The sequence below is a fragment of the Muribaculum sp. An289 genome (genome assembly GCF_002159555.1).
GTDB classification, from domain to species: Bacteria; Bacteroidota; Bacteroidia; order Bacteroidales; family UBA932; genus Merdivivens; species Merdivivens faecigallinarum.
This window is the reverse complement of the sequence record NZ_NFIV01000005.1, coordinates 199,114-223,860: the sequence shown is the minus strand read 5'-3', so window position 1 is coordinate 223,860 and position 24,747 is coordinate 199,114. Positions and strand designations below refer to the sequence as shown.

General features: G+C 48.7%; 23 protein-coding genes and 2 tRNA genes. 2 read left to right on the top strand and 23 right to left on the bottom strand.

What is annotated here, in order from left to right:
• The 13 genes from ltrA to B5F83_RS05945 all read right to left on the bottom strand — a co-directional run.
• Positions 1-1,372, bottom strand: a 1,372-nt coding sequence (gene ltrA / locus B5F83_RS06005; protein ID WP_087325275.1) for a group II intron reverse transcriptase/maturase, incomplete at its 3' end; no start/stop codon positions are given.
• A gap of 487 nt (positions 1,373-1,859) precedes the next feature.
• A tRNA-Ile gene (locus B5F83_RS06000) sits at positions 1,860-1,934 on the bottom strand.
• Positions 1,935-2,211: 277 nt separating this feature from the next.
• Positions 2,212-2,541: a hypothetical protein gene (locus B5F83_RS05995; RefSeq protein ID WP_087277407.1), complete on the bottom strand. Its 330-nt coding sequence runs from the start codon at positions 2,539-2,541 to the stop codon at positions 2,212-2,214.
• Between the two features lie 13 nt (positions 2,542-2,554).
• The gene (locus tag B5F83_RS05990) at positions 2,555-4,009 is read right to left on the bottom strand and encodes an Omp28-related outer membrane protein (protein ID WP_087277411.1); all 1,455 of its coding nucleotides are present in this window, start codon (positions 4,007-4,009) and stop codon (positions 2,555-2,557) included.
• A 29-nt stretch (positions 4,010-4,038) separates the two neighbouring features.
• Positions 4,039-5,583 (bottom strand): hypothetical protein, encoded by a 1,545-nt coding sequence (locus B5F83_RS05985; RefSeq protein WP_087277414.1) that lies wholly within the window; start codon positions 5,581-5,583, stop codon positions 4,039-4,041.
• A gap of 33 nt (positions 5,584-5,616) precedes the next feature.
• Positions 5,617-6,426, bottom strand: a complete 810-nt coding sequence (locus tag B5F83_RS05980) for a BACON domain-containing carbohydrate-binding protein (protein ID WP_087277417.1) — start codon at positions 6,424-6,426, stop codon at positions 5,617-5,619.
• 292 nt (positions 6,427-6,718) lie between these two features.
• Positions 6,719-7,024 (bottom strand): 30S ribosomal protein S10, encoded by a 306-nt coding sequence (rpsJ, locus tag B5F83_RS05975; protein ID WP_087277421.1) that lies wholly within the window; start codon positions 7,022-7,024, stop codon positions 6,719-6,721.
• A gap of 28 nt (positions 7,025-7,052) precedes the next feature.
• The gene (fusA, locus tag B5F83_RS05970; RefSeq protein WP_087277424.1) at positions 7,053-9,170 is read right to left on the bottom strand and encodes an elongation factor G; all 2,118 of its coding nucleotides are present in this window, start codon (positions 9,168-9,170) and stop codon (positions 7,053-7,055) included.
• 54 nt (positions 9,171-9,224) lie between these two features.
• Positions 9,225-9,701: a 30S ribosomal protein S7 gene (gene rpsG / locus B5F83_RS05965; protein ID WP_087277427.1), complete on the bottom strand. Its 477-nt coding sequence runs from the start codon at positions 9,699-9,701 to the stop codon at positions 9,225-9,227.
• A 27-nt stretch (positions 9,702-9,728) separates the two neighbouring features.
• Positions 9,729-10,112 (bottom strand): 30S ribosomal protein S12, encoded by a 384-nt coding sequence (rpsL, locus tag B5F83_RS05960; RefSeq protein WP_087277430.1) that lies wholly within the window; start codon positions 10,110-10,112, stop codon positions 9,729-9,731.
• A gap of 107 nt (positions 10,113-10,219) precedes the next feature.
• Positions 10,220-11,617: an MATE family efflux transporter gene (locus B5F83_RS05955; protein WP_087277433.1), complete on the bottom strand. Its 1,398-nt coding sequence runs from the start codon at positions 11,615-11,617 to the stop codon at positions 10,220-10,222.
• Complete coding sequence (locus tag B5F83_RS05950) at positions 11,617-12,882, bottom strand: peptidase U32 family protein (RefSeq protein WP_087277907.1); 1,266 nt, start codon at positions 12,880-12,882, stop codon at positions 11,617-11,619. The genes B5F83_RS05955 and B5F83_RS05950 overlap by 1 nt, the downstream gene beginning before the upstream one ends.
• Before the next feature lie 89 nt (positions 12,883-12,971).
• The gene (locus B5F83_RS05945; RefSeq protein ID WP_087277436.1) at positions 12,972-13,958 is read right to left on the bottom strand and encodes a polyprenyl synthetase family protein; all 987 of its coding nucleotides are present in this window, start codon (positions 13,956-13,958) and stop codon (positions 12,972-12,974) included.
• A 101-nt stretch (positions 13,959-14,059) separates the two neighbouring features.
• Between B5F83_RS05945 and rsgA the strand changes: the two genes are divergently transcribed.
• A complete protein-coding gene (gene rsgA / locus B5F83_RS05940; protein ID WP_087277439.1) occupies positions 14,060-14,989 on the top strand; it encodes a ribosome small subunit-dependent GTPase A in 930 nt (309 codons plus the stop codon).
• A gap of 3 nt (positions 14,990-14,992) precedes the next feature.
• On the opposite strand, the gene aroC is transcribed toward rsgA, so the two are convergent.
• The 5 genes from aroC to B5F83_RS05915 all read right to left on the bottom strand — a co-directional run bounded on the left by aroC (position 14,993) and on the right by B5F83_RS05915 (position 20,461).
• Entirely contained in the window at positions 14,993-16,066 is a 1,074-nt protein-coding gene (gene aroC, locus B5F83_RS05935) for a chorismate synthase (protein ID WP_087277442.1), read from the bottom strand.
• A 29-nt stretch (positions 16,067-16,095) separates the two neighbouring features.
• Complete coding sequence (locus B5F83_RS05930) at positions 16,096-17,397, bottom strand: hypothetical protein (RefSeq protein WP_087277445.1); 1,302 nt, start codon at positions 17,395-17,397, stop codon at positions 16,096-16,098.
• Positions 17,398-17,503: 106 nt separating this feature from the next.
• Positions 17,504-18,403, bottom strand: coding sequence for a DMT family transporter (locus B5F83_RS05925; protein ID WP_087277448.1), 900 nt, complete (start codon positions 18,401-18,403; stop codon positions 17,504-17,506).
• A gap of 28 nt (positions 18,404-18,431) precedes the next feature.
• A complete protein-coding gene (locus tag B5F83_RS05920; protein ID WP_087277451.1) occupies positions 18,432-19,337 on the bottom strand; it encodes a type I 3-dehydroquinate dehydratase in 906 nt (301 codons plus the stop codon).
• On the bottom strand, positions 19,334-20,461 hold the full coding sequence (locus tag B5F83_RS05915) for a 3-dehydroquinate synthase family protein (protein ID WP_158094169.1): 1,128 nt from the start codon (positions 20,459-20,461) through the stop codon (positions 19,334-19,336). The genes B5F83_RS05920 and B5F83_RS05915 overlap by 4 nt, the downstream gene beginning before the upstream one ends.
• A gap of 319 nt (positions 20,462-20,780) precedes the next feature.
• Between B5F83_RS05915 and B5F83_RS05910 the strand changes: the two genes are divergently transcribed.
• Positions 20,781-20,867: transfer RNA gene (locus B5F83_RS05910), tRNA-Leu, on the top strand.
• 89 nt (positions 20,868-20,956) lie between these two features.
• Here the strand turns inward: B5F83_RS05910 and B5F83_RS05905 are convergent.
• From B5F83_RS05905 to B5F83_RS05885, 5 genes are all read right to left on the bottom strand, one after another.
• Entirely contained in the window at positions 20,957-21,868 is a 912-nt protein-coding gene (locus B5F83_RS05905; protein ID WP_087277456.1) for a WYL domain-containing protein, read from the bottom strand.
• Positions 21,869-21,970: 102 nt separating this feature from the next.
• Positions 21,971-22,276 carry a hypothetical protein gene (locus B5F83_RS05900; RefSeq protein ID WP_087277459.1) on the bottom strand — a complete coding sequence of 102 codons (306 nt, stop codon included), beginning with the start codon at positions 22,274-22,276 and terminating at the stop codon, positions 21,971-21,973.
• Between the two features lie 127 nt (positions 22,277-22,403).
• Complete coding sequence (locus B5F83_RS05895; RefSeq protein WP_087277462.1) at positions 22,404-23,588, bottom strand: PD-(D/E)XK nuclease family protein; 1,185 nt, start codon at positions 23,586-23,588, stop codon at positions 22,404-22,406.
• A gap of 81 nt (positions 23,589-23,669) precedes the next feature.
• Positions 23,670-24,197, bottom strand: coding sequence for a hypothetical protein (locus tag B5F83_RS05890; protein ID WP_087277465.1), 528 nt, complete (start codon positions 24,195-24,197; stop codon positions 23,670-23,672).
• A 6-nt stretch (positions 24,198-24,203) separates the two neighbouring features.
• Positions 24,204-24,731, bottom strand: a complete 528-nt coding sequence (locus tag B5F83_RS05885) for a hypothetical protein (protein WP_143822482.1) — start codon at positions 24,729-24,731, stop codon at positions 24,204-24,206.
• Between the last annotated feature and the right edge of the window lie 16 nt (positions 24,732-24,747).

Below are 24,747 nucleotides of genomic sequence, written 5' to 3'. Positions count from 1 at the left end.
GGCAAGGGTAGCCTTGAAGTTTTAGCCTCTCGTTATTCATGGCTCGGCATAGTATCGGACTTCCTGCCGTGTTCCAATATCCACCACGGGTATTGGCCCATTGCCAAGCTCGCCACCTGTCTATGCCGCATCTCACGAGATTCCTGAACCTTGCGCCGACTTTCTTCCAACTCTTCCAGACATAACTCCGTATTCTGTGACGAAGCCACTCATCCGTCGATTGGAGGATGTTACGCATATCAGCCAATTTAAAGTAGTTCATCCAACCATTGATGAATCGGTTCAGCTTGTCTTTCAGTTTTGCGTAGCCCCAACCCTTACTCCTTGAGGTCAGTTCTTTCAGTTTCGCTTTCATCTTAGTAACTGACTTGGGATGAAGGCGCAGACGGCATTGCCCGTTCATCATATAGAAAGAGTAACCCAAATACTTCACCCTGCCCGCGTATGACACTTCTGTCTTTTCCCGGTTCACTTTAAGGTGAAGCCGTGATTCGATAAAAGTGGCGATGCTCTCACGAACGCGTTCTGCTGCACGCTTGCTACGGACTAATATCATGCAGTCGTCTGCATAGCGGACAAACTTGTGACCCCTGCGGGCGAGTTCCTTGTCGAGTTCGTTAAGCATGATGTTTGCCAACAGAGGGCTTAACGGACCGCCTTGGGGAACACCTTCCACACTTTCCTCATAGCTGCGGCTGAACATGACGCCTGCCGTAAGGTACTTGTGGATGAGGGATATTACACGTCCGTCACGTATGGTGCGGGAAAGTACCCTTATCAGCATGGCGTGGTTCACCGTGTCGAAAAAGCGTTCAAGGTCAAGGCACACGCAGTATTTATAACCTTGGGTGACATATTCCTGCGCCCGCCTCAATGCCTTGTGGCAGCTTCGATGAGGGCGGAAGCCAAAGCTGTTGTCACTGAACTGGCGTTCATAGATGGGATTCAGTATTTGGCTGATGGCCTGTTGGATTACCCTGTCCACCACCGTCGGGATAACAAGGGGACGTTTCTTGCCATTATCCTTCGGGATTTCCACACGGAGGACAGGACTCGGGCGGTATCTGCCCGATTTCAAGGATTCCACAAGTTCATCTTTGTGTCCTTTCAGATAGCCGCCCAATTCCTCGGTCGACAGTCCGTCTACTCCACCACTGCCGTGATTGCGCTTGACTTGCAGGTAAGCACGGTTAAGGTTATCCGGCGAGAGGATGAACTCCAATAGGTTTCCACGTCCAAATTGCACTTCCTTGAGGTTGTTTTCAGTCATGTCCATGAAGGTCTGCACCCCCTCATAGCTTTCGCATTCCGTGCTATCATTTTGAGGGTGGCTATCGGTTGACCTCGGTATTTTCTGCATTCTTCCCTTCATGGAGTGGCTTTCATTTACTGCTCAATTGACTAATGGTTCAGCCCTTCCCCGAGTTGAGTAAAAAAATAATCGGGTACTATGGCCTCTGCTGACTTCTCATGGCTAGCTTTACTCCGTACTTCGGAAATTCATCCTCCGCACGTCCATGAGACCTCCCCAGTTAAGGACATGCTCTTTCCATCTTATACCTGCTTGATTTACTTAGGGCATTTCCGTATAGCTATCGGACTTTGACTTGTTCGGTAGTCTTATCCATGCCCATTAGCCTTATATCAAGTTCCTGTACGTCAGGCCAGATGTTTGCCGCCAGCTTCCTTCAGATTCCAACTCACGATGGACACCCTTGCTCTTGGCTATACACTTCCCGCTATCGGGCGTGTTACAGACTTGCACCGCTTAGAGAATGTTCGTGCTAGGCGAACCGAAAAAAAGCACCTGCATTTTTATGCAAGTGCTTGAATCATAAAGGTCTTTTCAGACCGTTTCGTGGTCCCACTTGGGCTTGAACCAAGGACCCCCTGATTATGAGTCAGGTGCTACTAACCAACTGAGCTATGGGACCGTTCCATCATGTATTACAAAACTGTAATCTCGAATTGGAGTGCAAATATAGTAATTTTTTTTAATCCAATATGTTTTTCTGCAAAAAATTATTTTCACTTCGCAGTCATTGCCTCCGTAAATCGGAAGCCGCATGAACAAGAGAGAAGGCGTGCATAATTCTTACACGCCTTAAAGGAGTGGGGATGTGTCAAAAGTCAGATTTTGACACATCCCCACCACTCTCATCGTTATCGGGAACAATTTCCCGCATTATCCATTAGCGATTATTCCCGTATTCAAATTGCATTGACCGTCACCGGTTCCGAATGTTCTCCCTCGTAAGATGCAGAGAAAATATATTCGCCCGCAATCGAAGTCGAGAATTTGAAACCGTTTTCGCTCGGAGGAAGACAAGTAGACAAAGTTCCCTCACAGCATACGCTGACACCGGGCGTATGGGTTATGTCTTCTCCGTCTTTCATTATGGTAAACGAAACCTCATCTTCCCCGTCTGCGACAAATTCGGTCTTGTCGGCAACAAGCACAAGGCCTTGAGAAGCCTTTTCGCAAGATGCTGTAAACGCCAAAGCCATAACGGCTATAAAACAATAAATAATCCTCTTCATAACACAATTTCATTTATTCTTCGTAGGCATAGTTTTCAATCTGCCCCAAATGCAAATTGACTGCATTGTCCACAATGTAACCATAGTCTTTATATTCCACGAACCCTATTGCGGTAGAACCGCTATATGTGCCTTCACGCAATGTAAAAGCAACGACATGAAGATTGTCCTGGTTCTCTACATTATATGGTACAGAGAAATCAAAGTGGAATTTTTGCGTTCCGTTCGACTGTGCCGAGAAGGCCTCGCCGTACAAGAGATTGTCGGTGATGGAAGCGCGCAATACATTATTGTGGACATAGTCCTTGCCTTCATCCGAGCCGCTTTGGTATGCTTGATCATGAATGATGCCGTCCTCAAGCAGATATACGCAAAGTGCGTACTCACCGGCATCTTTCGATGCGACATAAATATCCGCGCTTATGGCGTCGTCCTCCAAGACCGCATAACCACCGATGACTGTATTGGAAGGCAGGTTGCCTGTAGCCTCCCTTGCTAAATTTTCAAAATATTCCGCAGCCAAAGCTGTAGACGAAATATTAGGCAAGTATGCATAGTAATTGGTATATCCTTCAGGGAGAGACTCTACACCGAAGAAACTAGAAAAGTCATAATAGCCAGGAAAAGCCAATCCGCCTTCCGAAGTGCTCTCATGAATATTTATCGGAATTATGTGGTCCGGATACTGTTCACTGGCCGATTCAAGTCCATAGTTCATGAAAGGGCAGAAACCGCACCATGTAGCAGTCATCCTCATTACGATCGAACGCCTGATAAACTGCCTGTCGTAATCAGCCACCAGGTCGCCCATTTGCTCCACGGTAACTATGGCCGTCGTCGAATCTTCCGAATTGGAAGTCAGCATAAGATCTGCCTTACGGAAATCGGAATCATTGGCCTCGACAGACAGGTTTATCTTTGACACCATATATTTGGAATAGCTATAGCCGTCCGCCAACAGCGTGGAGTCGTATTGTACACTATTGACTGTCAACCAATCTTCCTCGCAGGACACATCGTACTTGACGTTTCCTTCTACCGTAACGACAAGATTGCCGCCTTCCCTTACGCATTCAGCATCGCTTTCCGTTATATTGAATCCCGGAACGCCATCCTGAATCACATAATACACGTTGTCAATATCGCCTGTGATTATATGGAAGCCTAACAGCCGTTCCTTCAAATCATTATTTTCTGTAAGAACGCTTACTGTAATCTGTGCCGTACCGGCACTTCCCCTCATCGGCCTGACGGTATACCAAGGCGAGTCATTTTCGATATACCAGTCTTCATCAAATTCCATCCGGACGGTTACCGTTTCCCCGGCAGAATTTGGAACGAATATGCTGTTTCCGATTACTTCGGTAAAATCCGGATCATCCGGTCCCTGCTTGTCGCACGAAGACAAGGATGCCACCGCCAGCACAATGGAAAACAAGCAAAAAAACACTCTATTGTTAAAAATCATAATTTATTTACTTCGATACAAAATTTCTATTAAAAATATAACCTTGTAAGTTCACCTGTATAAGTACCCTTGAAGTTGTAGCCTATGTCATCGTACAGGTCAAATGACAGAGTATAGGTGCCGTTACCGTTGTCGGTTATTGTAATAGTACCATCTGCAGCAGGCGCCGCCGACCATGTACTTTTATCTGACCTGTCAGGCTTTATTTCCAAAGCAGTTCCTGAATTCCTTATTTTACTTACGGTACTGCATTCGCCTATTTTAAATGTACCTTCTTCAAAGCCTTCTCCGCTGTTCGCTTGGAACGTACCGAGAGGAATTGCGGCGGTATGAGTGAAAATCTCACCATAGAACTTGTCTCCGCCCTCATCGTCAATAAGGAAACGTACATAACTGTCATCGGAACCGTCTGTCCAGTTATATGCTTTGAATGAAACCGCTTCTCCACTGCTGAAGTTAGCCTCCGGATAATCTCCGTTAAGTGTAGACCCGAGAGCGGACTCGAAAGATATCTCACCGTTGAAAGTACCCGAGAAATTAAAGTATTCGTTGAAAGTAAAATTAAATGTATAAACTCCATCTCCAACCGCCATGGTACCGGAGTCGATCTGCCCGAGCTCAGCGCCGCCTTCAAGAGACAGTACCGTGTATTCATAGTCGTTTTCACCGTATGCGATGCCTGGCTTGATACCCTCTGTCTGCAAATTGTCCGGAGCTACCTCATAAGTGTCATCCGGAACCTTTTTATCCACCAAAGTGGCGTAAAAAGCAACCTGAAGAGAGGTTGTTCCAGACTCGTCAGTGAATACGGCAGTGATATAATTGCCATTAATTTTGGCCTGCACATCCGAAAATACCACGTCCGACACATCCTCGTCTGCCAGATATGCGTTCATAGTCACGAAAGTCGTATCGCTTACTTCGCTGTACATGTCCTTATCAGAAACAGCCGCCAATGCAAGTACATACCTTTGGCCAGCGGCAAGATTATCGACAGTAGCCTCGGAAGCGGCCGGGTCGATGGATACTCCCTCTGCCAGAATCTGCTCCGGTGCAGGGATCTCGTTACCTTGTACAATCGCCATGTAGGACACTCTTGCTGCATCGGTGTGGCTATATGTAAAGGTGGCCGCCGTACGAGTGAGCCTTGTGAACTCCCCTATTGTCACCGTAGGCACCAACAGCTCCTCGGAAGTAGTCACGCTCTGAGTAGCGACTTCGCTGTATACATCCTCGCTGGATGCGGCAGCTACTACAATATATCCGGTTTCAGGAGTAAGGTTTTCTGCCGTGCGGGTTATGGACGGCACTGTAGCATTCATCCTCTCGCCGTTAGCAATAATGTCTTCGGCAGTAGGGACTGGCTCATCTGCGGAGAGAACCATCCATGCCACAGTTTCGGCGTCGGATGGACTTACAGTATATGTAAAGGAATAAGCCGTAACAGTATCGATAGAGACCGTTACTTTAGGATCCGCCGTTTCCGGAGGATTATCATTACCACGGTTCTTATCGCAGGACGCGGCTAAAATCATACTTGCAGCCATAAGGACTGCCAAAACGTTCTTTTTCATAATTAAGACTAATTTGATTAGTTAGTAATTCGCTTACTCATTAACATAGGCGAGGCCTGTAAAGTCGCCCGTATATGAAAGGCGGTACCACTTGCCATCCGTACACAGAACACGCGCATCGAACTGGGTAACCCCTCCTTCCAGATGTTTCACCCAAACAGTACCTTCCGTAACATAGTACTGAGGGATGTAATAATAACCTGAAGCCACTCCGTAGAAAGAACGGTTGGAGAATGTTCCGGGAGCATGCGAACTCGGATCGAAGGTGTAAGTTCCTTCAGGTATGGAAATCACTCTCTTATAAGGCGTGCCGTTCCACAGATAATCCTCTAGTTCAGGCTCTCCTTCTGCAAACAGGTCTATATTCAAACCTTCAGACCCGTCCTCCCACATACCGAGGGTCGAAACCCAGATATAGTAATCTTTTTCACCGGTATAGTACTCTCCGTCAAGATCCTTTGCCTCAATAAACACATCGTAGTCTCTGCCGTCCTGGCTTATGGTCACGGAATCAAGAAGGCTGCCCCCGTTGTAGTCGAAGCGAATGGCCAAAATGCCCTCCCTCGGCTCGCCGTCATTCCTCTCTACATTCACAGTAATCGTATTCGATTCAGGGTCATCGGCAACATACGAAACCCATGATTCTCCGGAAAGCATCGTCACTACAAATTGCCCCTCTTCAGGACGGGAAGACAAAAAATATCCAAGTGACAAATCGCCTCCATCCAAAGGAGCGGAAACGCTGTCTTTAATCATATTGAAAGTAATCTCATCCGGCACGGGCGGATTCGGATCGCTTCCATTGTTCTTGTCACAGGCTGCCACGAAAAAGAAACAACCCAAAAAACACGGTATTAAAAATTTTCTTATCATAAAACATCGGCAAAGCTCTATTAATAAACTTTCATTACCTGTAGATATCCAGAGCTTCATTAAGATTTCGTGCAGGTAGATTACATTTTCAAATCACAAAGTTAATAAAATAATTACCAATACCATCACACTGGTCTGATTTAATGAAAATATCTTTTATGCCATGATTTTTCTTCCATCTGCTTACAAGTTGAAACCGGTTGTTTTTATTTGACTGACAATAAAAACAACCGGTTATTAAATGTACATGACGGCTTGTATGTCAAGCCTTGATCTCAACATCGACACCGCTTGGGAGTTCAAGTTTCATAAGAGCGTCAACTGTCTTAGGGTTTGAACTGTATATATCCAAAAGGCGGCAGAAAGAATTGAGCTCGAACTGTTCGCGGGCCTTCTTGTTTACGAAGGTCGAGCGGTTTACGGTAAATATCTTCTTGTCTGTAGGAAGAGGAATAGGACCTTTGACCTCAGCACCGGTAGACAATACCGTATCAACGATCTTTTTTGCAGACTTGTCAACAAGCATGTGATCGTATGATTTAAGCTTTATCCTGATTTTCTGACTCATATCAATTAAATTCTTTTATTAATCATTTTTACTCGTCATCATCTGAGATTCTGCGATTTCCGCTTTTCTCGATAACTTCTTTTGCAATGTTTGCAGGAACCTCCGCATAATGGGAGAATTCCATCGTACTTGTCGCACGGCCGGAAGAAAGGGTACGCAGAACCGTAACATAACCGAATTGCTCGGAAAGCGGAACTTCGGCTTTGACAATCCTTGCATTGCCCTTCGAGTCCATGTTGGTAATCTGTCCGCGGCGACGGTTGAGGTCACCTACGATGTCACCCATATAGTCTTCAGGGGTAACGACCTCCAAGGACATGATAGGTTCCATCAAGACAGGTTTTGCCTTAGGGACTGCCTTGCGGAAGGCCTGACGGGCACAGATTTCGAATGAAAGCTGGTCGGAATCGACAGGATGGAAAGATCCGTCTTTCAGCACAACTTTCATGGAAGTCACTTCGTAGCCGGCTAGAACTCCGTTCGCCATGGCAGCCTTGAATCCTTTCTCTACAGAAGGGATGAACTCCTTAGGGATATTTCCTCCTTTGACTTCATCGATGAACTGGAGACCTGTGACTCCTTCATCGGCAGGCCCGATCTCTACAATGATATCGGCGAATTTACCACGGCCGCCGGTCTGCTTCTTGAATACCTCACGGTGCTGTACCGTACCTGTGATGGCTTCCTTGTAGTTGACCTGAGGAGCGCCCTGGTTGATTTCGACACCGAATTCACGACGAAGACGGTCCACGATGATATCGAGGTGAAGCTCGCCCATACCGCTGATGATGGTCTGACCGGTTTCCTGATTGGACTGTACGGTAAACGTAGGGTCCTCTTCGGCGAGTTTGCCCAGGGCTATTCCCAACTTGTCCAAATCCTTCTGGGTCTTAGGCTCTACGGCAAGACCGATAACCGGATCAGGGAAAGTCATGGACTCAAGGACGATAGGAGCCTGCTCGGCGCAAATCGTATCTCCGGTACGGAGATCCTTGAAACCTACAGCCGCACATATATCGCCGGCCTCGACAAAATCAATGGCATTCTGCTTGTTCGAGTGCATCTGATACAGTCTCGCCACGCGTTCTTTCTTGCCGGACCTCGTATTGAGGACGTATGAACCGGCATCGAGACGGCCGGAATATGCCCTGAGAAAAGCAAGGCGGCCGACGAAAGGATCAGTGGCAATCTTGAACACAAGACCGCAGAAAGGCTCTTTGGCATTCGGAGACCTGTGCTCTTCCTTACCCGTTTCAGGATTGGTACCGGTAACGGCGCCCTTGTCCAGAGGAGAAGGGAGATAGCGTATCACAGCATCCAGAAGGAACTGCACGCACTTGTTCTTGAACGAAGAGCCGCAGCATATAGGCACTATGGCCATGTCTATCGTCGCTTTGCGCAAAGCGGAGATGACCTCTTCCTCGGATATGGAATCCGGATCCTCGAAGAATTTCTCCATCAGCGACTCGTCATATTCGGCAGCAGCCTCTATGAGTCTTTCGCGCCACAGGGCCACATCGGCCTTCATTTCCTCAGGTACATCGGCGACATGGTAATTTACCAGTTCCTTCCCTTCGGAATCATATATGAGAGCCTTTTGCGACAAAAGATCGACAATTCCTTCAAATTTATCCTCAGCACCGATAGGGAGGCAGATAGGCACGGCCCTTGCCCCGAGTTTTTCCTTAATCTCATCGACAACAGCCAGGAAATCCGCTCCTACGCGGTCCATCTTGTTCACGTATGCTATTTTAGGAACACGGTACTTGTCAGCCTGTCTCCAGACAGTCTCGGACTGGGGCTGTACACGTCCGACCGCACAGAAAGTCGCCACGGTCCCGTCCAGTACGCGGAGCGACCGTTCAACCTCTACTGTGAAATCCACGTGCCCCGGAGTATCTATCAGGTTTATCTGATAAGTATCATCCTTGTACTTCCAGAATGCGGTAGTGGCCGCAGATGTTATGGTAATGCCACGTTCCTGCTCCTGCACCATCCAGTCCATCGTCGCAGCCCCTTCATGGACTTCGCCGATTTTATGGGTCTTCCCGGTATAATACAGGATACGCTCGGACGTGGTAGTCTTACCCGCATCTATGTGGGCCATTATACCAATGTTTCTCGTGTATTTTAGGTCTCTTGCCATATTTTCAAGTTAATATCCCAAATTGCATCCCTGCACCGTATTGCGACAGGGTTTTTAGAAGCGGAAATGCGCAAAAGCCTTGTTTGCCTCGGCCATCTTGTGCATATCTTCTTTTCTCTTGAACGCACCGCCTTCATTGTTGTAAGCAGCAATGATTTCGGCAGCGAGTTTTTCCGACATCGAATGTCCGGAACGCTTACGTGCATAAAGTATCATGTTCTTCATGCTCAACGACACCTTTCTTTCCGGGCGCACCTCGGTCGGAACCTGGAAGTTGGCACCTCCAACGCGACGGCTTTTAACCTCGACCTGAGGCGTCACGTTTTCAAGGGCCTTCCTCCATATATCCAGAGGAGCCTTGTCAGAATCTTTCATCTTCTCGCCCACCATGTCAATGGCATCGTAAAAAATAGAATACGCGATACTCTTCTTCCCCTGCAACATAAGATTGTTCACGAAGCGGGTAACCTCTGCATCGTGAAACTTAGGATCAGGAAGTAGAATCCTCTTTTTAGGCTTCGATTTTCTCATTTTTACAGAAAAATTTAAAAATTAAAATTACTTCTTAGATTTCTTTGGTCTCTTCGTACCATAGAGGGAACGGCTCTGAGTCCTTCCATCTACGCCGGCAGTATCCAAAGCTCCTCTAAGGATGTGGTAACGCACACCTGGGAGATCCTTCACACGGCCTCCGCGGACAAGCACGATTGAGTGCTCCTGGAGGTTGTGTCCTTCGCCAGGTATGTAGGCATTGACCTCTTTCTGGTTGGTAAGACGTACACGAGCGACTTTACGCATAGCCGAATTAGGCTTTTTAGGCGTAGTCGTATAAACGCGCACGCAAACCCCCCTTCTCTGAGGACAAGCATCCAACGCGCGAGATTTGCTCTTCTCGACAATAACCTCGCGTCCTTTGCGAACTAACTGTTGAATTGTTGGCATAAATACTTGTAAATCTTTACTTTATGTTACTATACCGCACTTTTGCGGGATGCAAAGATAGATATATTTTTTCACATTACCAACATGTTATCAACAATATGGCATGTTTAATAAAATTTTTTCTTCACAAGGGACCTGTAGCACAGGGTCATATATGCACTCCTTACGATAAGATGCACGAAATACGCCCCGCACAGGACATGTATGCCGAGCGATGCTTCACGCAGGACTGTGAAAGTCCCGTCGCCCGCCACCGACACCGGCCCCTCCACCAGTCCGGAAACGGGAACTCCCAGCAATGCGGCCCCTGCATAATAACAGATGAAAAAGCCGGCCATCGCATAAATCATCGAATTGCGTATGCATTTGGTCTCAGTGGCACCGACGAAGACCCCGTCCCAGATGAAGGCCGCACATCCGAGAAGCGGCATGAGCATCAGCCACGGCATATACGACATGGCAAGTTCCACCACCGTCCTCTCGTCCGTCATCAGCTGCAAAAGATATTTTCCCGCAATACCGTAAACGAAAAGGAAAATCACCGATATGGACGTTCCCCATACGAAAATCCGGCGTACGGCATCCTTGAAACAATCGTAACGCATCTCCCCCACGTACCTGCCGGAAAGGGCCTCGCCCGCGTATGCGAAACCGTCTATAAAGAATGAAAAAATCATAAGGAGTTTCATGAGTATCGACCCAACCGCAAGAAGTTCATCCCCGAAACGGGCCGATATCGTCGTAAATCCAATATAAACGAGTATGATGCAGACCGAGCGGATGAACAGGTTGCCGTTCATCCTGAAAAACGATGACAGCCGACCGCCTCCCATGGATTCGCGCAGGCCGACCCCTTTGAAAACATGACGGTATTTGGACAAAAGGAGAATTATCGAAAGCGCCAGTCCGGAATACTGCGCAAATACGGTTCCCCAGGCCACTCCGGCAAAACCGAGGGGTGTCCTGACGGCAAGGAAAAGGCTGGCGGCGATATTCGCAACATTGACGAAAATATCCACGGCCATAGGCCTTACCGTATCCTGCATTCCGATGAACCAGCCTTTGAACACGAACATGGAAAGAGTGGCGGGAGCCGCCCATATCCTTATATTAAAATAGGTAAGGGCCAGCTCTTTGACCTGCCGGGTGCAGTCTATGACGAGGAAAGCCGCCTGCACCACCACCCATTGCAGAATCCAGACGGCCAGGGCACAGAGCACGGACGTGACAAGCCCCCTGAGGAAAATCCTTGCCGCATCACTGTCGTCCTTACGTCCGTAGGCCTGGGCGGCAAGCCCTCCCGTACCTACCCTGAGAAAGCCGAAATTCCAGTAAATAAGGTCGAAAAGCATGGTTCCCACAGCAATGCCCCCGATAAAGGAAGCATGGCCGAGATGTCCGGCTATGGCCGTATCCGCCATCCCGACAAGCGGGACGGTTATATTGGCGAGAATACTCGGAAGCGCGAGCCTGAGTATCCTCCGGTTCATTCCTTTCACGGCCATTATTGTGCTGTTTCCTTAAAAAGATAGACCTTGTCGCCCCGGCGCAGTTTAAAACCTTCGCCTCCGGCGGCCTCCCCGAGAGGGATGGAGCAGAACGTTCCTTTCCCACAACTTCCGACAGGTTCCAGGTCCACCCGGATTTCGGGAACGGTGAGTTCCACGACCCCGGTAGACGGTCCCATTATCAGTATCGGGTCGCCGACACTAAGTTCCCCCGATTCGATATAAATCTCCGCGACACCGATTTTGGCAAAATAATTCGTTATTTTTCCCACATATACCTTCCTCTTTGTAGCCTTGCTCCCATAGACGTCGCACCATTCGCCGAGTCGCGCACCCTGATAATAGCCGTCCCAGAAACCGCGGTTGAAAACTTCGGAAAGGCCCTCTTTCAGGGAAGCCGCGAGTTCCGGGGTGTATGTCCCGTCACATACCGCATCGGCGGCAGTACGGTAGGCGGAAGCGGCCCTTTTCACGTATTCTCCGGAACGTGCCCTGCCCTCTATCTTGAAAACGGTCACTCCCGCATCGATGATTTTGTCCATGAATTCTATGGTACACAAATCTTTCGGCGACATGATATATTTGTTGTCAATATGGAGTTTTGAACCGGTTTCGAGGTCGGTCACTTCGTATCCGCGGCGGCATATCTGGTAGCAGGCACCGCGATTGGCGGAAGCCCCGTACTCGTGCAGGCTCAGATAGCATTTTCCCGATATGGCCATGCACAGCGCCCCGTGGGCGAACATCTCGATTTCGACAAGACGGCCCGAAGGACCTTTGATGCCCTCTCGGATTATGGTTTCATGAATCTCCTTCACCTGATGCAGGTTGAGCTCCCTCGCAAGGACGATTACGTCGGCATAGGCCGAATAGAACCGGAGAGCCTCTACGTTGGAGATGCTGAGCTGGGTGGAGATATGTACTTCGAGCCCCAAAGAGCGGGCGTAGGTTATGGCGGCCATGTCCGAAGCTATTACGGCTGTGATGCCGGCTTCCTTGGCCACCCTGAGGGTGTCCCTCATCTCCTCCAGGTCCTCCTGATAGAGGACGATATTAAGTGTAAGGTAGGATTTAAGGCCGTGCTCGCGGCAAATTGCACACACCTGGGGCAAATCGGACAGCTGGAAATTGTTCGCGGAATGCGAACGCATGTTCAGGCGGTCAACTCCGAAATACACTGAGTCCGCCCTCCCCTGGATTGCAGCCCAAAGGGACTCGTAACTCCCTGCCGGAGCCATTATTTCCAATGATTTCCTGTCCATCTCTGCCTGTCCTCCTTTCCTACTGGTTCCGAGACGGTCCCGATGCCGGTTCTGGTTCCGATGCCGGTCCAACCGCCCGAGGCCGGTCGCTATTTTTTCCTGTTGAACAAAGATTCGAGATAATCCCTCAACCTCTCAAGCTGCCGTGGTTCAAGGGAAGAGTCCTTCAGGGCCTCCATGGCCTTGACATGATATTTTTCTATCTCCGAAAGGGCGGCGGAATCCGCTCCGAGCTCCATGTAAAGCTCCTTCATCGCGGCAATCTTGGAAGCGCGCTCTTCCGGTGTGCCCACAGGCATGGCGAGTATCCCGTGCAGACGGGAGGAATTTTCCGAAGAAGCCGTCTTCATCGCATATACCAGAAGCCAGCTTTTCTTGTTGTTTACTATGTCTCCGCCTATGTTCTTCCCGAAAATTATCGAATCCCCGAAAGTGTCCAAATAATCGTCCATAATCTGGAACGCCATTCCGATGAAATAACCGTAATCGTATATGGCTTCGCAGGTCTTGCGCGGCGCACCGGCTATCATGGCACCCATTTTTCCGGAACATGCGATGAGCACCGCCGTTTTCAGGCCTATCATTTTAAGGTATTCGTCGAGGGTGACCACACTCGATTTTTCGAAGTCCATATCCAGCTGCTGCCCTTCGCACACTTTCGTTGCGGTATCGTTGAACAGCCTCATGACATCCGGAAGAATCTCGGCCGGGGCTTCCGACAACAGCGAATAGGCTTCTATGGACATGACGTCTCCGGAAAGTATCGCCGTATTCGAATCCCATTTCCTGTGTACCGTAAGCTGTCCGCGCCGACGGTCGGAATTATCCATTATATCGTCGTGTATAAGGGTAAAGCAATGGAAAACCTCTATCGCCATCATCGGTTTGAGGATGGAATTGTCGATTCGGTCCGAAAACAGGTTGTAGGCGGTAAGGCACAGCCTCGGCCTGATCCGTTTTCCGCCAATCGAAATCATGTACCTCAAAGGGTCGTACAGATGTTCCGGATATGGCTTGAAAGACAATGCCGTAAAACATTGCCTGATGATTTCGTCTATTTCTATCGTCTGAAACATATCGCTGGTTATTTATCGGTTGGCAAAAATACACATATTCACTCAATTTATAAAACGGAATTTATAATTTTGCATCCGGGATATTATAAAATATTTGCTTAATGAAAACCGGAATCGCGACCGTCATCAAACATACCGGAAGCCATTATCTGCTTTCGGAGCTGCCGGAATGGTCCCCTTTCCCCTGTGTCATCAAGGGGAAAATGAGGCTCAAGGGCTCTACTTCCACCAACCCGGTGGCCGTAGGAGACCTCGTAAGGTATGAAACCGACGGAAAATGCGGCGCAATCACGGAAGTGCTTCCGCGCAAGAACTATCTCATCCGCAAATCCACCAACCTGTCGCGCCAGAACCACGTCATAGCCGCGAATATCGACAGGGCCTTCCTTATAACCACCATAGCCTTTCCGGAAGTAAAACTGCCTTTTTTGGACAGGATACTCCTTACCTGCGAGGTGTATAACGTTCCGGCGGCCATAGTACTGAACAAGATAGACCTCTGCCGGGGGACCTGCGATGAAAGCATTGAAGCGTTCAGGAGGATTTACGGGGAAAAGGCCGGATACGAAATAATCGAGACATCGGCCGTTACCGGAGAAGGGGTGGACAGGCTGAGGGAGGAATGCAAGGACAAGGTAGTGCTGTTCTCAGGGGTCTCCGGAGTAGGAAAATCCTCACTTATCAAGGCCATAGACCCTAATCTCGACCCGAAAACGGGGGAAATCTCCGAAGCGCATCTCCAGGGAAAACACACCACGACCTTTTACGAAATGCACAGGATTGCCACGGGAGGTTTCGTCATCGACACTCCCGGGATAAGGGGCTTCGGGCTCGTGGACCTGAAGCCGGAAGAAATAGCGTTGTATTTTCCGGAAATGCTGCGCCATGCGCCCGACTGCCGTTTTTCCCCATGCACCCACACGCACGAACCGGGATGCGCGGTAAAAAAGGCCGTTGAATCCGGCGAGATTGCCGCCGAACGCTACAATTCATATCTCGGGATGTTGGAGGAAGGCGAAAAATACCGGTAATCTTCAGCCGCGGCATTTGCGGCACATCATCAAATCCGCAAGCACCATTGCCGTAACCGACTCAAGTACAGGAGAAACCCTCAAAGCGATACATGCATCATGCCTGCCTGGAATTTCGAGCGTAGCCATGCGTTCTTCCACAAAATCGAAGGTTCCCTGAGGCCTCCGGATACTTGAAGCCGGTTTTACCGCCACGCGGAAACATATTTCGTTCCCATTGGTAATCCCTCCGTTGATTCCGCCCGCACCGTTTTTGGACGTATGTCCGAGACTGTCCGTGAACGGGTCATTATGCTGCGAACCGTTCATCCGTGCGGCCGCAAAACCATCCCCGAACTCGATGCCCCTTATGCCGGGGATGGAAAAAACGGCATGCGACAGGAGCGACTCCACCGAATCGAAAAACGGTTCTCCGAGACCGGCCGGAATCCCCGTGACCCTGCACTCGACTATCCCTCCGACGGAATCCCCCGAGGCCAAAGATTCTTCTATGGCTTTCTCCATACCCTCCCGGCTTTTCTCCCCGCCTATCTCCGTTACTTCGGCGCGTATCCGGCAGGACTGGCCGTCCTGCGGCTGTATTGAATCGCCTTGCGGCTGTACCAGAGTGCCCTGTGACTGTACCGGGGTACACAAACTGTCGATAACCTTCGAGGCAATCAGACCGGCTGCTGCCAAGGGAAGGGTAAGCCGACCGGAAAAATGCCCTCCGCCACGCGGGTCGTTGAAATAATTGTATTTGACCGAAGCGGTAAAATCGGCATGACCGGGACGTGGAATCCTTTCAAAAATGGCGTAGTCTTCCGATTTTTGTCCTTTGTTTCTGAAAATCAATGCTATCGGAGCCCCGGTCGTACAACCGTCGTAAACTCCGCTCAGGATTTCGGGAATATCGTCTTCTTCCCTTTCAGACACTCCGCGCCTTCCTCCTCCGGTCCTGCGCCTCGCTATGATTTCCGTAAAGTCTTCCGCCGCTATCGGAAGGCCGGGCAACACTCCGTCTATTACGGCTCCTACAACCGGTCCGTGCGATTCTCCGAAAAGGGTTACCTTGAAAAATGTACCTAAAGTATCCATAAATTATTTTTCTCCTATCCTATCAAACTTCAAACTACCCTGTCTACCATATCATACTGTCTGTCAGAACCTGTTACCGAATCCCACAGCTCCTTGAAGCGGGGCATCGATTTGGCCAGCGGGGCATAATCGTCCGGGACAATATCCGCGGCAGGAAGGCCGAGAAGCATGACGGCCATGACGATACGGTGGTCCGAAAACGTCTCGTACACCCCTGGGGCTGGCATTGAACCCGAAAGCAACCTGCGGGTCAGCGACATTCCTTCAATATGCAGCACGTCCCCTTCGCGGCTGTGGACCACCCCGGCTTTCGACAGAAGATGTACAATGGATGCCGCCCGGTCCGATTCCTTGCCTGCAAGCCTTGACAGTCCCTTTATCTCCGTAATGCCCTCGCAATATACGGCAAACGCCGACAGTACGGGAATCAGGTCGGGACAATCCGTACAATCGAAACTGAAACCGTACAGGGGCGAGCGCATCACCGTATATGTACCGCCGTTTTCCCTGACAAAGGCTCCAGCTTCCCTCAAAGCCCCGAGCACGGCCCTGTCCGCCTGAAACGAATCCTTACGCAAACCTGTCACCGAACATCTCCCGCAAATTGCGGCCGCGCAAAGGAAAGCGGCCGCCGCGCTCCAATCGCCGTCATGGATGTCCATGCCCCGGATGCCGCCGTTCCGAATACCATCACCCCAAACATCACCGGCTACGCACATATTATTCCCGGGAACGCGGCTGAGGGAATATTTTTGCGGAGCGGGAATAAGTATTTTTAAACGTTTATAATCGTTTATAATTTCTGTTTTCACCCCATATTCCGACAAAATTTTTGCACTGAGCCGGATATACGGGACACTCACGGGATTGTACACAATGATTTCGGACGGAGAGTCCAGAAGAGGCAGGGCGAACATGAGCCCGGAAACAGACTGCGAGCCTCCGGAACCGTCGACCTCAATGGTCCCGGGACGAATACTTCCTTTCAGCCTCAACGGCATACTGTCGGTACACGTCACCCCGACAGCCGAAAGGATGTCCCTTAACTGGGACATGGGACGGCCCATTAAAGTACCGTGTCCTTCAATCATGATACCTGCGCATTCCGCCTCGTCCCTAAAGACGGCAGCCGACACTGGAGCGGCAACACGTGCGAGAAAGCCTGACTCTCCGACATCTATACGCAATGTGCGTTCCGTCACTTCCATCCCACGGCGGTATTTGGTAAATGTGGAATGTATCCATGTGATGATGGATACAAAGTAAGCCCACAGCTTATTGGCATTCGGGGCAAACTGGCGGAACAGTTCTAAGATTTCTTCGGCTTTCATCGTTTTTGATTTTGCGGATAAAGACTCTGAAATACATCCTTTTCCATTAATATAACGAATGCCTTTGCCTCGCAAAGATAGCGAAAGTTGTTTAAGAAATTGTATCTCATTTTTCCACCCTCGAACGGCTGCGGGTCACCATATACACGCCCGAGAACACCAACGCGACCGCGATGCCTTTGACCCATCCGAAAGTCCCTATGCCCATTGCCAGCGAGATGACCGTTGCCACCACGGGCTGAACATAGTTGTACATGCTGACAAGCGTAGGGCGAAGGCGTTGCTGGCCGTAAATCATAAAGATATACGCAAGGAAAGTCCCGCAAATCACCACATATAACACTTCGAGTATCACCGGAAGTGACAGGGAAGCATAATCGATTGACATTATATCCTTATAGGCGACAGGAACCGATACAATCATGGCGTACAGGAACATCCACTTCATTACCGTCACTACATTGTAACGCTGCACAAGCCCTTTGAATAGAGAAAGATACAACGAGAAGAGCACCTGGGCGGAAAGACAGAGCAAATCGCCTTTTATTGAGGAGCCCGCGCCTAAGGACACTCCGTCGGTTATAAGCATGACGGCTCCTCCCGCCCCCATCGCAACACCTAATACTTTCAGCCATGTTATGGGTTCCCTAAGGAAAACCGCCGCAAGTATCATCGTGAAAATAGGAGTGGTGGTGGTTATAATCGAGGCGTTGACCGGCGAGGTATACGAGAGCCCTATGATGAAACTGCCCTGATTCAGGACTATTCCCATGAGGGCCGCCGGGAAAAACAATATTGCATCCTTGGCAGTTATCTTTTCTTTGGGAAGGAAAAGCGAGAGAATCCAAAAACATACCGCCCCTCCTATCATCCTGAAGGCAGCAAGGGCGAAAGGCGGGATTCCCGAGGCGAGTGCGGTTTTTCCCATAGGGGACATTATGCCCCACAGGACCGCTGCGAATGCCAAAGCGATATGGGCTGGCAATTTACTGTTTCTCGATACCATATTTTATTCTTTTGATTTCATCACCTGTTTACCTGTTTTCATCATGGGCTTCTGCCGACGGCCTCATGCAAATTTCCTTCGGCTTCCGTTTTCCGGCTATGACAGGCGCTATCGCCAGGGCCGCACGGACATCTTCGCAGATATCGTCCGGAGCGACCTCATAACATTCTCCGGCAAGTGCGGATGCGATGATACGCCGCTGGAGGGTACTTTTGGACTGTGGAATGGTTATACCTCCGTCCATGAGGCGCAGGCCTCCTTTACCCGCACGGGGCAAGGCATTCCCGTACAATTCTTTGCAGACCGTTCTGACATCCGGCTGGCCGGGAGCCGTTGGAGAGCCGTTTACGGAAGCATAGCAGAAAGGGGCGCCGAGCCTTAAAGACTCTATCCGTGACTCTTTTCCGGCTTCTCCCATAGCGAATACCACGAGACGACCTTCCAAACCGGCTGCCGTCAGGTCCGCATCCTTATAGAGCGAAAGCACCCTTTCGGAATCCTCCTTGCAGGAAGCCATGACGGCTATCTTTACAATGTCCGCACCTTTTGCGAGACATTCCCGTACTTTGTTTTTCAATGAATCGTAATCCGGCGTGGTCCCGAAACAATGGTACGACCTTATCACGCGGCAGCCGGCCTTCCCTGCCTTTTCGAGAAGGTTTTCCGAAAGGGCAGGCGGCATTTCGAGTTCCATGTCCACAAAGGCGGCTCCGGAATCAATCGCAACCTCCAGCTGCTCAGCGGCCTTGGCCTCTCCGGCCATGTCCACGCGGCAAGTCGCAATTACCGGCACGGGCAGGGAGCACAGCTCCGAGACCTCCCTATTGCTGTAAGCGGACAGGTCCAAGCGGATTTCGGCCATTTCCGTCATCGGGGATTCAAGCAGGGCGACCGCTTCTGTGAAAGGCATTTTCTGGAGCGAAACACAAATCATAGGCCTGACAATATTTTTTTCAACCGGGATTCTGTCACCGGCACGGAAACGACCTTCCCGAGGCAGACAGGGACAATCAGATGCAGCCCGTCAGCGTGCATTTTCTTGTCATCCAGCATCACGGGCAGCAGGTCCGCCGGGCTTTCGCCGTATATTTTCCCATTTTCACGGATGCGGCACGCCGCAAAATCTTTTTCAATTTTATCTGCAAAACCCGCTTCCGTGATACCGAGCATTTCACCGGCACGGGCGGCCATGACGATTCCTTCCGCAACTGCAAGTCCATGGGCCGTAGCCCCTTCCGTAACCGTCTCTATCGCATGGGCGAATGTGTGCCCGAGATTCAGAAGTTCGCGGCGGCCGTGCTCGAAGCTGTCTTCGGAAACAATGTCCGTTTTTATCGAGGCTGCCGAGAAAATCAGGTCGGATAACGTTTCCAGGTCGGGATGTTTTTCAAGTCCGGAATGTTTTTCTGGTCCGGAATCCGCGCGGAATCCAGAAAAAATCCTGCACGCCGTTTCATAATCTTCTTTTGAACCTATGATAAAGGCTTTCAGCAATTCCGGCAATCCCGAAACGATGAGCTGCGGCGGCATGGAGAGGAGATAACCAGTGGCCGAAAAAACGAAAAGAGGCTGCCTGATTGTCCCGATCATGTTTTTATACCCGTCGAGATTTACCCCGTTTTTACCGCCGATGGCCGCATCGACCTGGGCAAGAAGGGTGGTCGGAATGAAAACCGCCCTGAGCCCGCGCCTGTATACGGAAGCTGCAAAACCGACAATATCAGTGGTTATCCCTCCTCCGACCGCGATTATCAGCGAGTCCCTGTCCGCTCCTGCCTGCTCGAATTTACGGCATAATTCCTCAATGGTGCCCAGGGTTTTCCTCGACTCTGTGGCATCAAGGATTATCGGCAGCAGGCCATCCTGATGCGGGCCTGTTATTTTCTGGAAAAAACCGGGGAAAATCCGTTCTGTCGGAGCGACGGCATTCCTGTCGGCCACGACTACGACGGAAGAACGAGGGACGGAGGAGAGTATACCAAAAAACTCCCCGAGCCCTTTGTCCATATACAGGACCGACTCCGTTTTATCGTTGACTATCAACTCCTTCCTCTTCATTGAGCATTTTCCTTCTTTTTCGGACCGGTTCTTCATTTGCCAGCCACTCTTCTTCACCAGCCGGTTCTTTTTCCACTGGCTTTTTTCCCACTGAATATTCTTCCTACTAGCAATAATCCCTCTCCCCTTTCGGAATCAGGCCGGCGCAGACGTCAAAAATTCGGTCCGCTTTGCCGAATCGATTTGCAAAATTATGAAAAAGTCTCTACATTTGCAGCCCAAAGTTTACCAAAGACCTCCCGAGAGGTCCCACATACCAGCAGAAGTCACTCGCATTCATGCACTTCAAAGGTTTGCTGGTCTCGGAAAAGGTCAGACTGCCCGGATGGCGGAATCGGTAGACGCGCTGGTCTCAAACACCAGTGGCCGCGAGGCTGTGCCGGTTCGACCCCGGCTCCGGGTACCACAAAAGCCTGCTAATCAAGTGATTAACAGGCTTTTCTATTTTAAAAAGTAGCAAAAGCGTAGCATTCCATCAAGCATGACACATAAAGATTATTGATTATCCTGATAATAGCCTCCCATTATGCTGACAATCTCTGCCACTTCCTTGCGGAAATGTTCCGGAGCAAGCACTTCGATCTCATCCCCATGTGACAGAATTTCCTGTTGGAAATCAAAAGTCGGGGATACGAAATACTCGAATATGGAATATTCCCTGCAAATTTCCACTTCTTTTTGCGAGTGATGCAGCGGAAGCGTCCTGAAGTATTTCCTTTTACTGTCATATACTTTAAGTTTTATGGTTTCAGCCGGAGAACCGCCATAGACTATTATCCCGAAACTATTGTAGAAGTATGCTTCAGCATCAAAACCTTTCGGTAAAACGAATTTATTTTCCGTAAGATTCAGGCTCTTTACCCTGTCAAGAGAATAGACACGCAAGCTATCTGAATCTGGTATATGTGCCAGCATATACCATCTCTGCCTGAATACTTTCACGCAATATGGCTCCAGTTCCACGACAAAAGAGGACTCCCGCCAGAAGTTCCTGTAAGTCAATTCAACACACACACCTTCTTTCATCGCCTCGATTATTGGTGTCAGGAACTTCTGTCCTGAAGGAATCTCCTCGAAAAGGATACGGTGTTTCAGATGATGGCTTTCATTTATAAGATTGTTTACAGCGAAAGTATTGAGCAGCCAGGCCCTGACACCGCCTTTCTCTATTTCTTCGGCATTTTCAATATAGTAATAATATCCACCTTTTCTGGTACACTCTATATCAATACCGAAAATGTCCGCTATTGCATGGCGGTGGTTGTGGAATGTCTTCAGAGGTAAATCTTCACCTCCACTCATTTCCGTACGCATCCACCTCTCGTTTATCTCCTCGAAAGTCAGCCTGCCGGCCCTATAAACCGTATCTACCAACCAGATGTATCTTCGAAACAAGTCTTTTACCATAGTCACTACATTTATAATCGTTAAACCATTTTTCTGATTGTAATTCCTCTAATGCCTGTAATCAAAACGGATGCCCCGGTGTCTTTGCGCAACCATTGAGGGTTAATCGTATTGTCGGATTTCAGGTACGGTCGCAGCCCCGCCATCCCATACCGGTTTTCCGAATACGGTATTGCAAATCCCGTTCTTCATACAGAATGCCTCTATCTTGGCAAGATGCTGAAGAACATGACTGTCAACGACATTACAGGAATATGAAGATACTTTGAGCACTCCGTCAGACCTCCGGTAACAGAACACATAACCGCTCATATCCACAGTCTTTATCATTGTTTCAGTGACTGCTGTTACGAAACGCCATTTGCTTCCTTGCAGGGATTTTTCTATGGTTCTCAATATTGTCAGCATGTGCTATAGAATATTTTTCTTATTTTTTTTCTACAATCTTTGCTAACATTAAATACGAACAAATATCTTCTATAAAATTCGATACATTATTATTGCACATAGTAAATTTATTTTTGAACCGGACGTTTCAGTCCCTTTGAAAACATGAGAGTCCTTCTAGCTCGTTAATTACGGCAAGTGTCTGCTCTTTTACATATTCAACAAACTTTCCGTTTACAATATCCGCAAACGTGTCCATATTCCATTCAGAATAACCATACTCCATATATTTCCATCCGAATGGATAAGAATCAGAACAATTTCCGTCAAAACAACGCAGCTGTACTTGCCTGTTCGTTTTCAACGGGACATCTGCATATTCATTCATGACCGCAATATAAAATCCTGTCCAGGAAGTCCTGTTCTCGGAATAAAACCATACGGCCGCATTTTTCCATTCTTTTCTCTTGAAATAAAACCCCTTCTCACCATTCAAATCCCAATCGAACCTGAATTGCAATCCTGACTTATCTGCAAATTCCTTCAGTTTCGGGACAAGAATATTGTCCCGTACATATTCCTGATATTTTTGCTGCGCATCACATATTATTGAAGCCGCTTCCGCATTATCAACCATCGCCCTGATTACTTCTTCCGTGAATTTAGTTTCCATATCCTGATGTGTTATTATCTTGACAAGATTTGAATATTGAATAAATGCTTCTCTGAGAAAAGGCTTGTCTACGGCATCATATATACAGCGCTGCAACCACTCTGTGATTTCATTACAATAAGAAATGCACACATAGTCTACACCTTCCGCACTTTGCATGCTGGCCTCGCTCCCGTAAAGCGTGAGATATACAATGGAATAATCCCAATTCTGCCTTTCCGCAAACTCGGCATATCTTTTCAACTGCCTCGGCCGGTCTGCAGCATACAGTTTATTCTCAATAATTATAGCCTGCCCCGCATCATTCTTTATCAATATATCTATCCTGCCGTCGTCTGTATCATATTCTGTATATACCTTGGAGGAAGAACTGTCGAACGGCGTTCCGGACTTCATCACCCACGGTTTCCTGAATCTGCAACTTACAAAATAGAAAATTTCATCCAGGAATTCATCCAGGAAAGTTCTTCCCTGTCCGTGAGAACCATCAGGATCCAGGAACTCCGCAATAATGGTTGAATGAGCCAGCTCATAATGATTGACCCCCATAACGGAAAAGATATTGAACCGCTCCCCTCTGGTTCTGGCGTTCTCATCAGCCTGATGGATTTTATCAGACACACTGCGGATTTTCAGCAATAAATCTGTCACACGCTCCATAATGTGAAAAATTTTGAAGCAAAAATAATCCCTACTTATGCCGCATTATTACATAAGTAGGGATTTCAAATAAAAATTTTATCAAAACTGACTTATGACGAACCCAAAGATTACAGCGTTCCCGAAAACGGCGCGGGATATATCCAGAAACAATGCTATCATGTATTTCCATTTGAACTCGAACAGGTCTACGTTGCTGTTACGGTATCTCATGCATCTGGAGACTATTTCATCGATATTGGCACTTACAAACGGCATCAGGATTCCGGCAACCACCCATGAGCCCACAAGGCATACACAACAATAAATGAAGAACCCGGACTTAAATATAATGCTGAAATCATCGAACTCATTGACGGAGGCTCCAGACAAGAGTACCGAGAGAAAGCAAATGACAACGGTATAAAAGCCTAAACTGTCGCTGATTTTCTTTCCGGGAAATGCCACAAAGAATGCAGTCAGAACGAAAACGACAACAAGACTGGAAGCGTCACCCCAAAATTCAGTCCCGCCTATGGCAAAGGCCAATACAGAGCTGACAGACATTGATATGACCGTCAATATTATCCCGAAATTGGCGACAAGCCAGAATTTGAATGTATCGCTCATGACATCCTATTTCAAGAATTCAACGATAAGTTCATGCCAGTAATCCCACGGGAAGCCGCCGCCCGGATTGGCAATTGGCATGACCCTGCATTCCTTACCATACGGCAATGGGTATATCCAAGTTTCGGCACTGTAGATTTTCCCGTCTTTCCAAGGGGAAGACAGTGCAACCTCAGGCCCCTGGCGCCCCTCATTCGGAAGATAACCGTACAACGGCTCACATGCAATTATCCGTTCCGGAGCATATTTCTCAATGACTTTCAGAAAAGACTTCTGGCCTGATTCTATTTGTGCATCAGTGGCTTTTCTCAAATCAGCGACAGGCTCCTGAAAGAAATTGCAGAAAGCCAACCTGTTCCACAAATCATTCCGTTCACCGTCGGAAAGGACTTTCCCGGCAAGAGCCTTCCCTATGTTTGTCAGGATATTATAAGCCGGTATGTCAGAATTACCAGTCAGAAACTTATTCCCGATAACATAGATAATCGACAGGACAACTATTGCTATAGCCAAAATCCAAAATATCCAATTCATAACATAGCGTTATTCC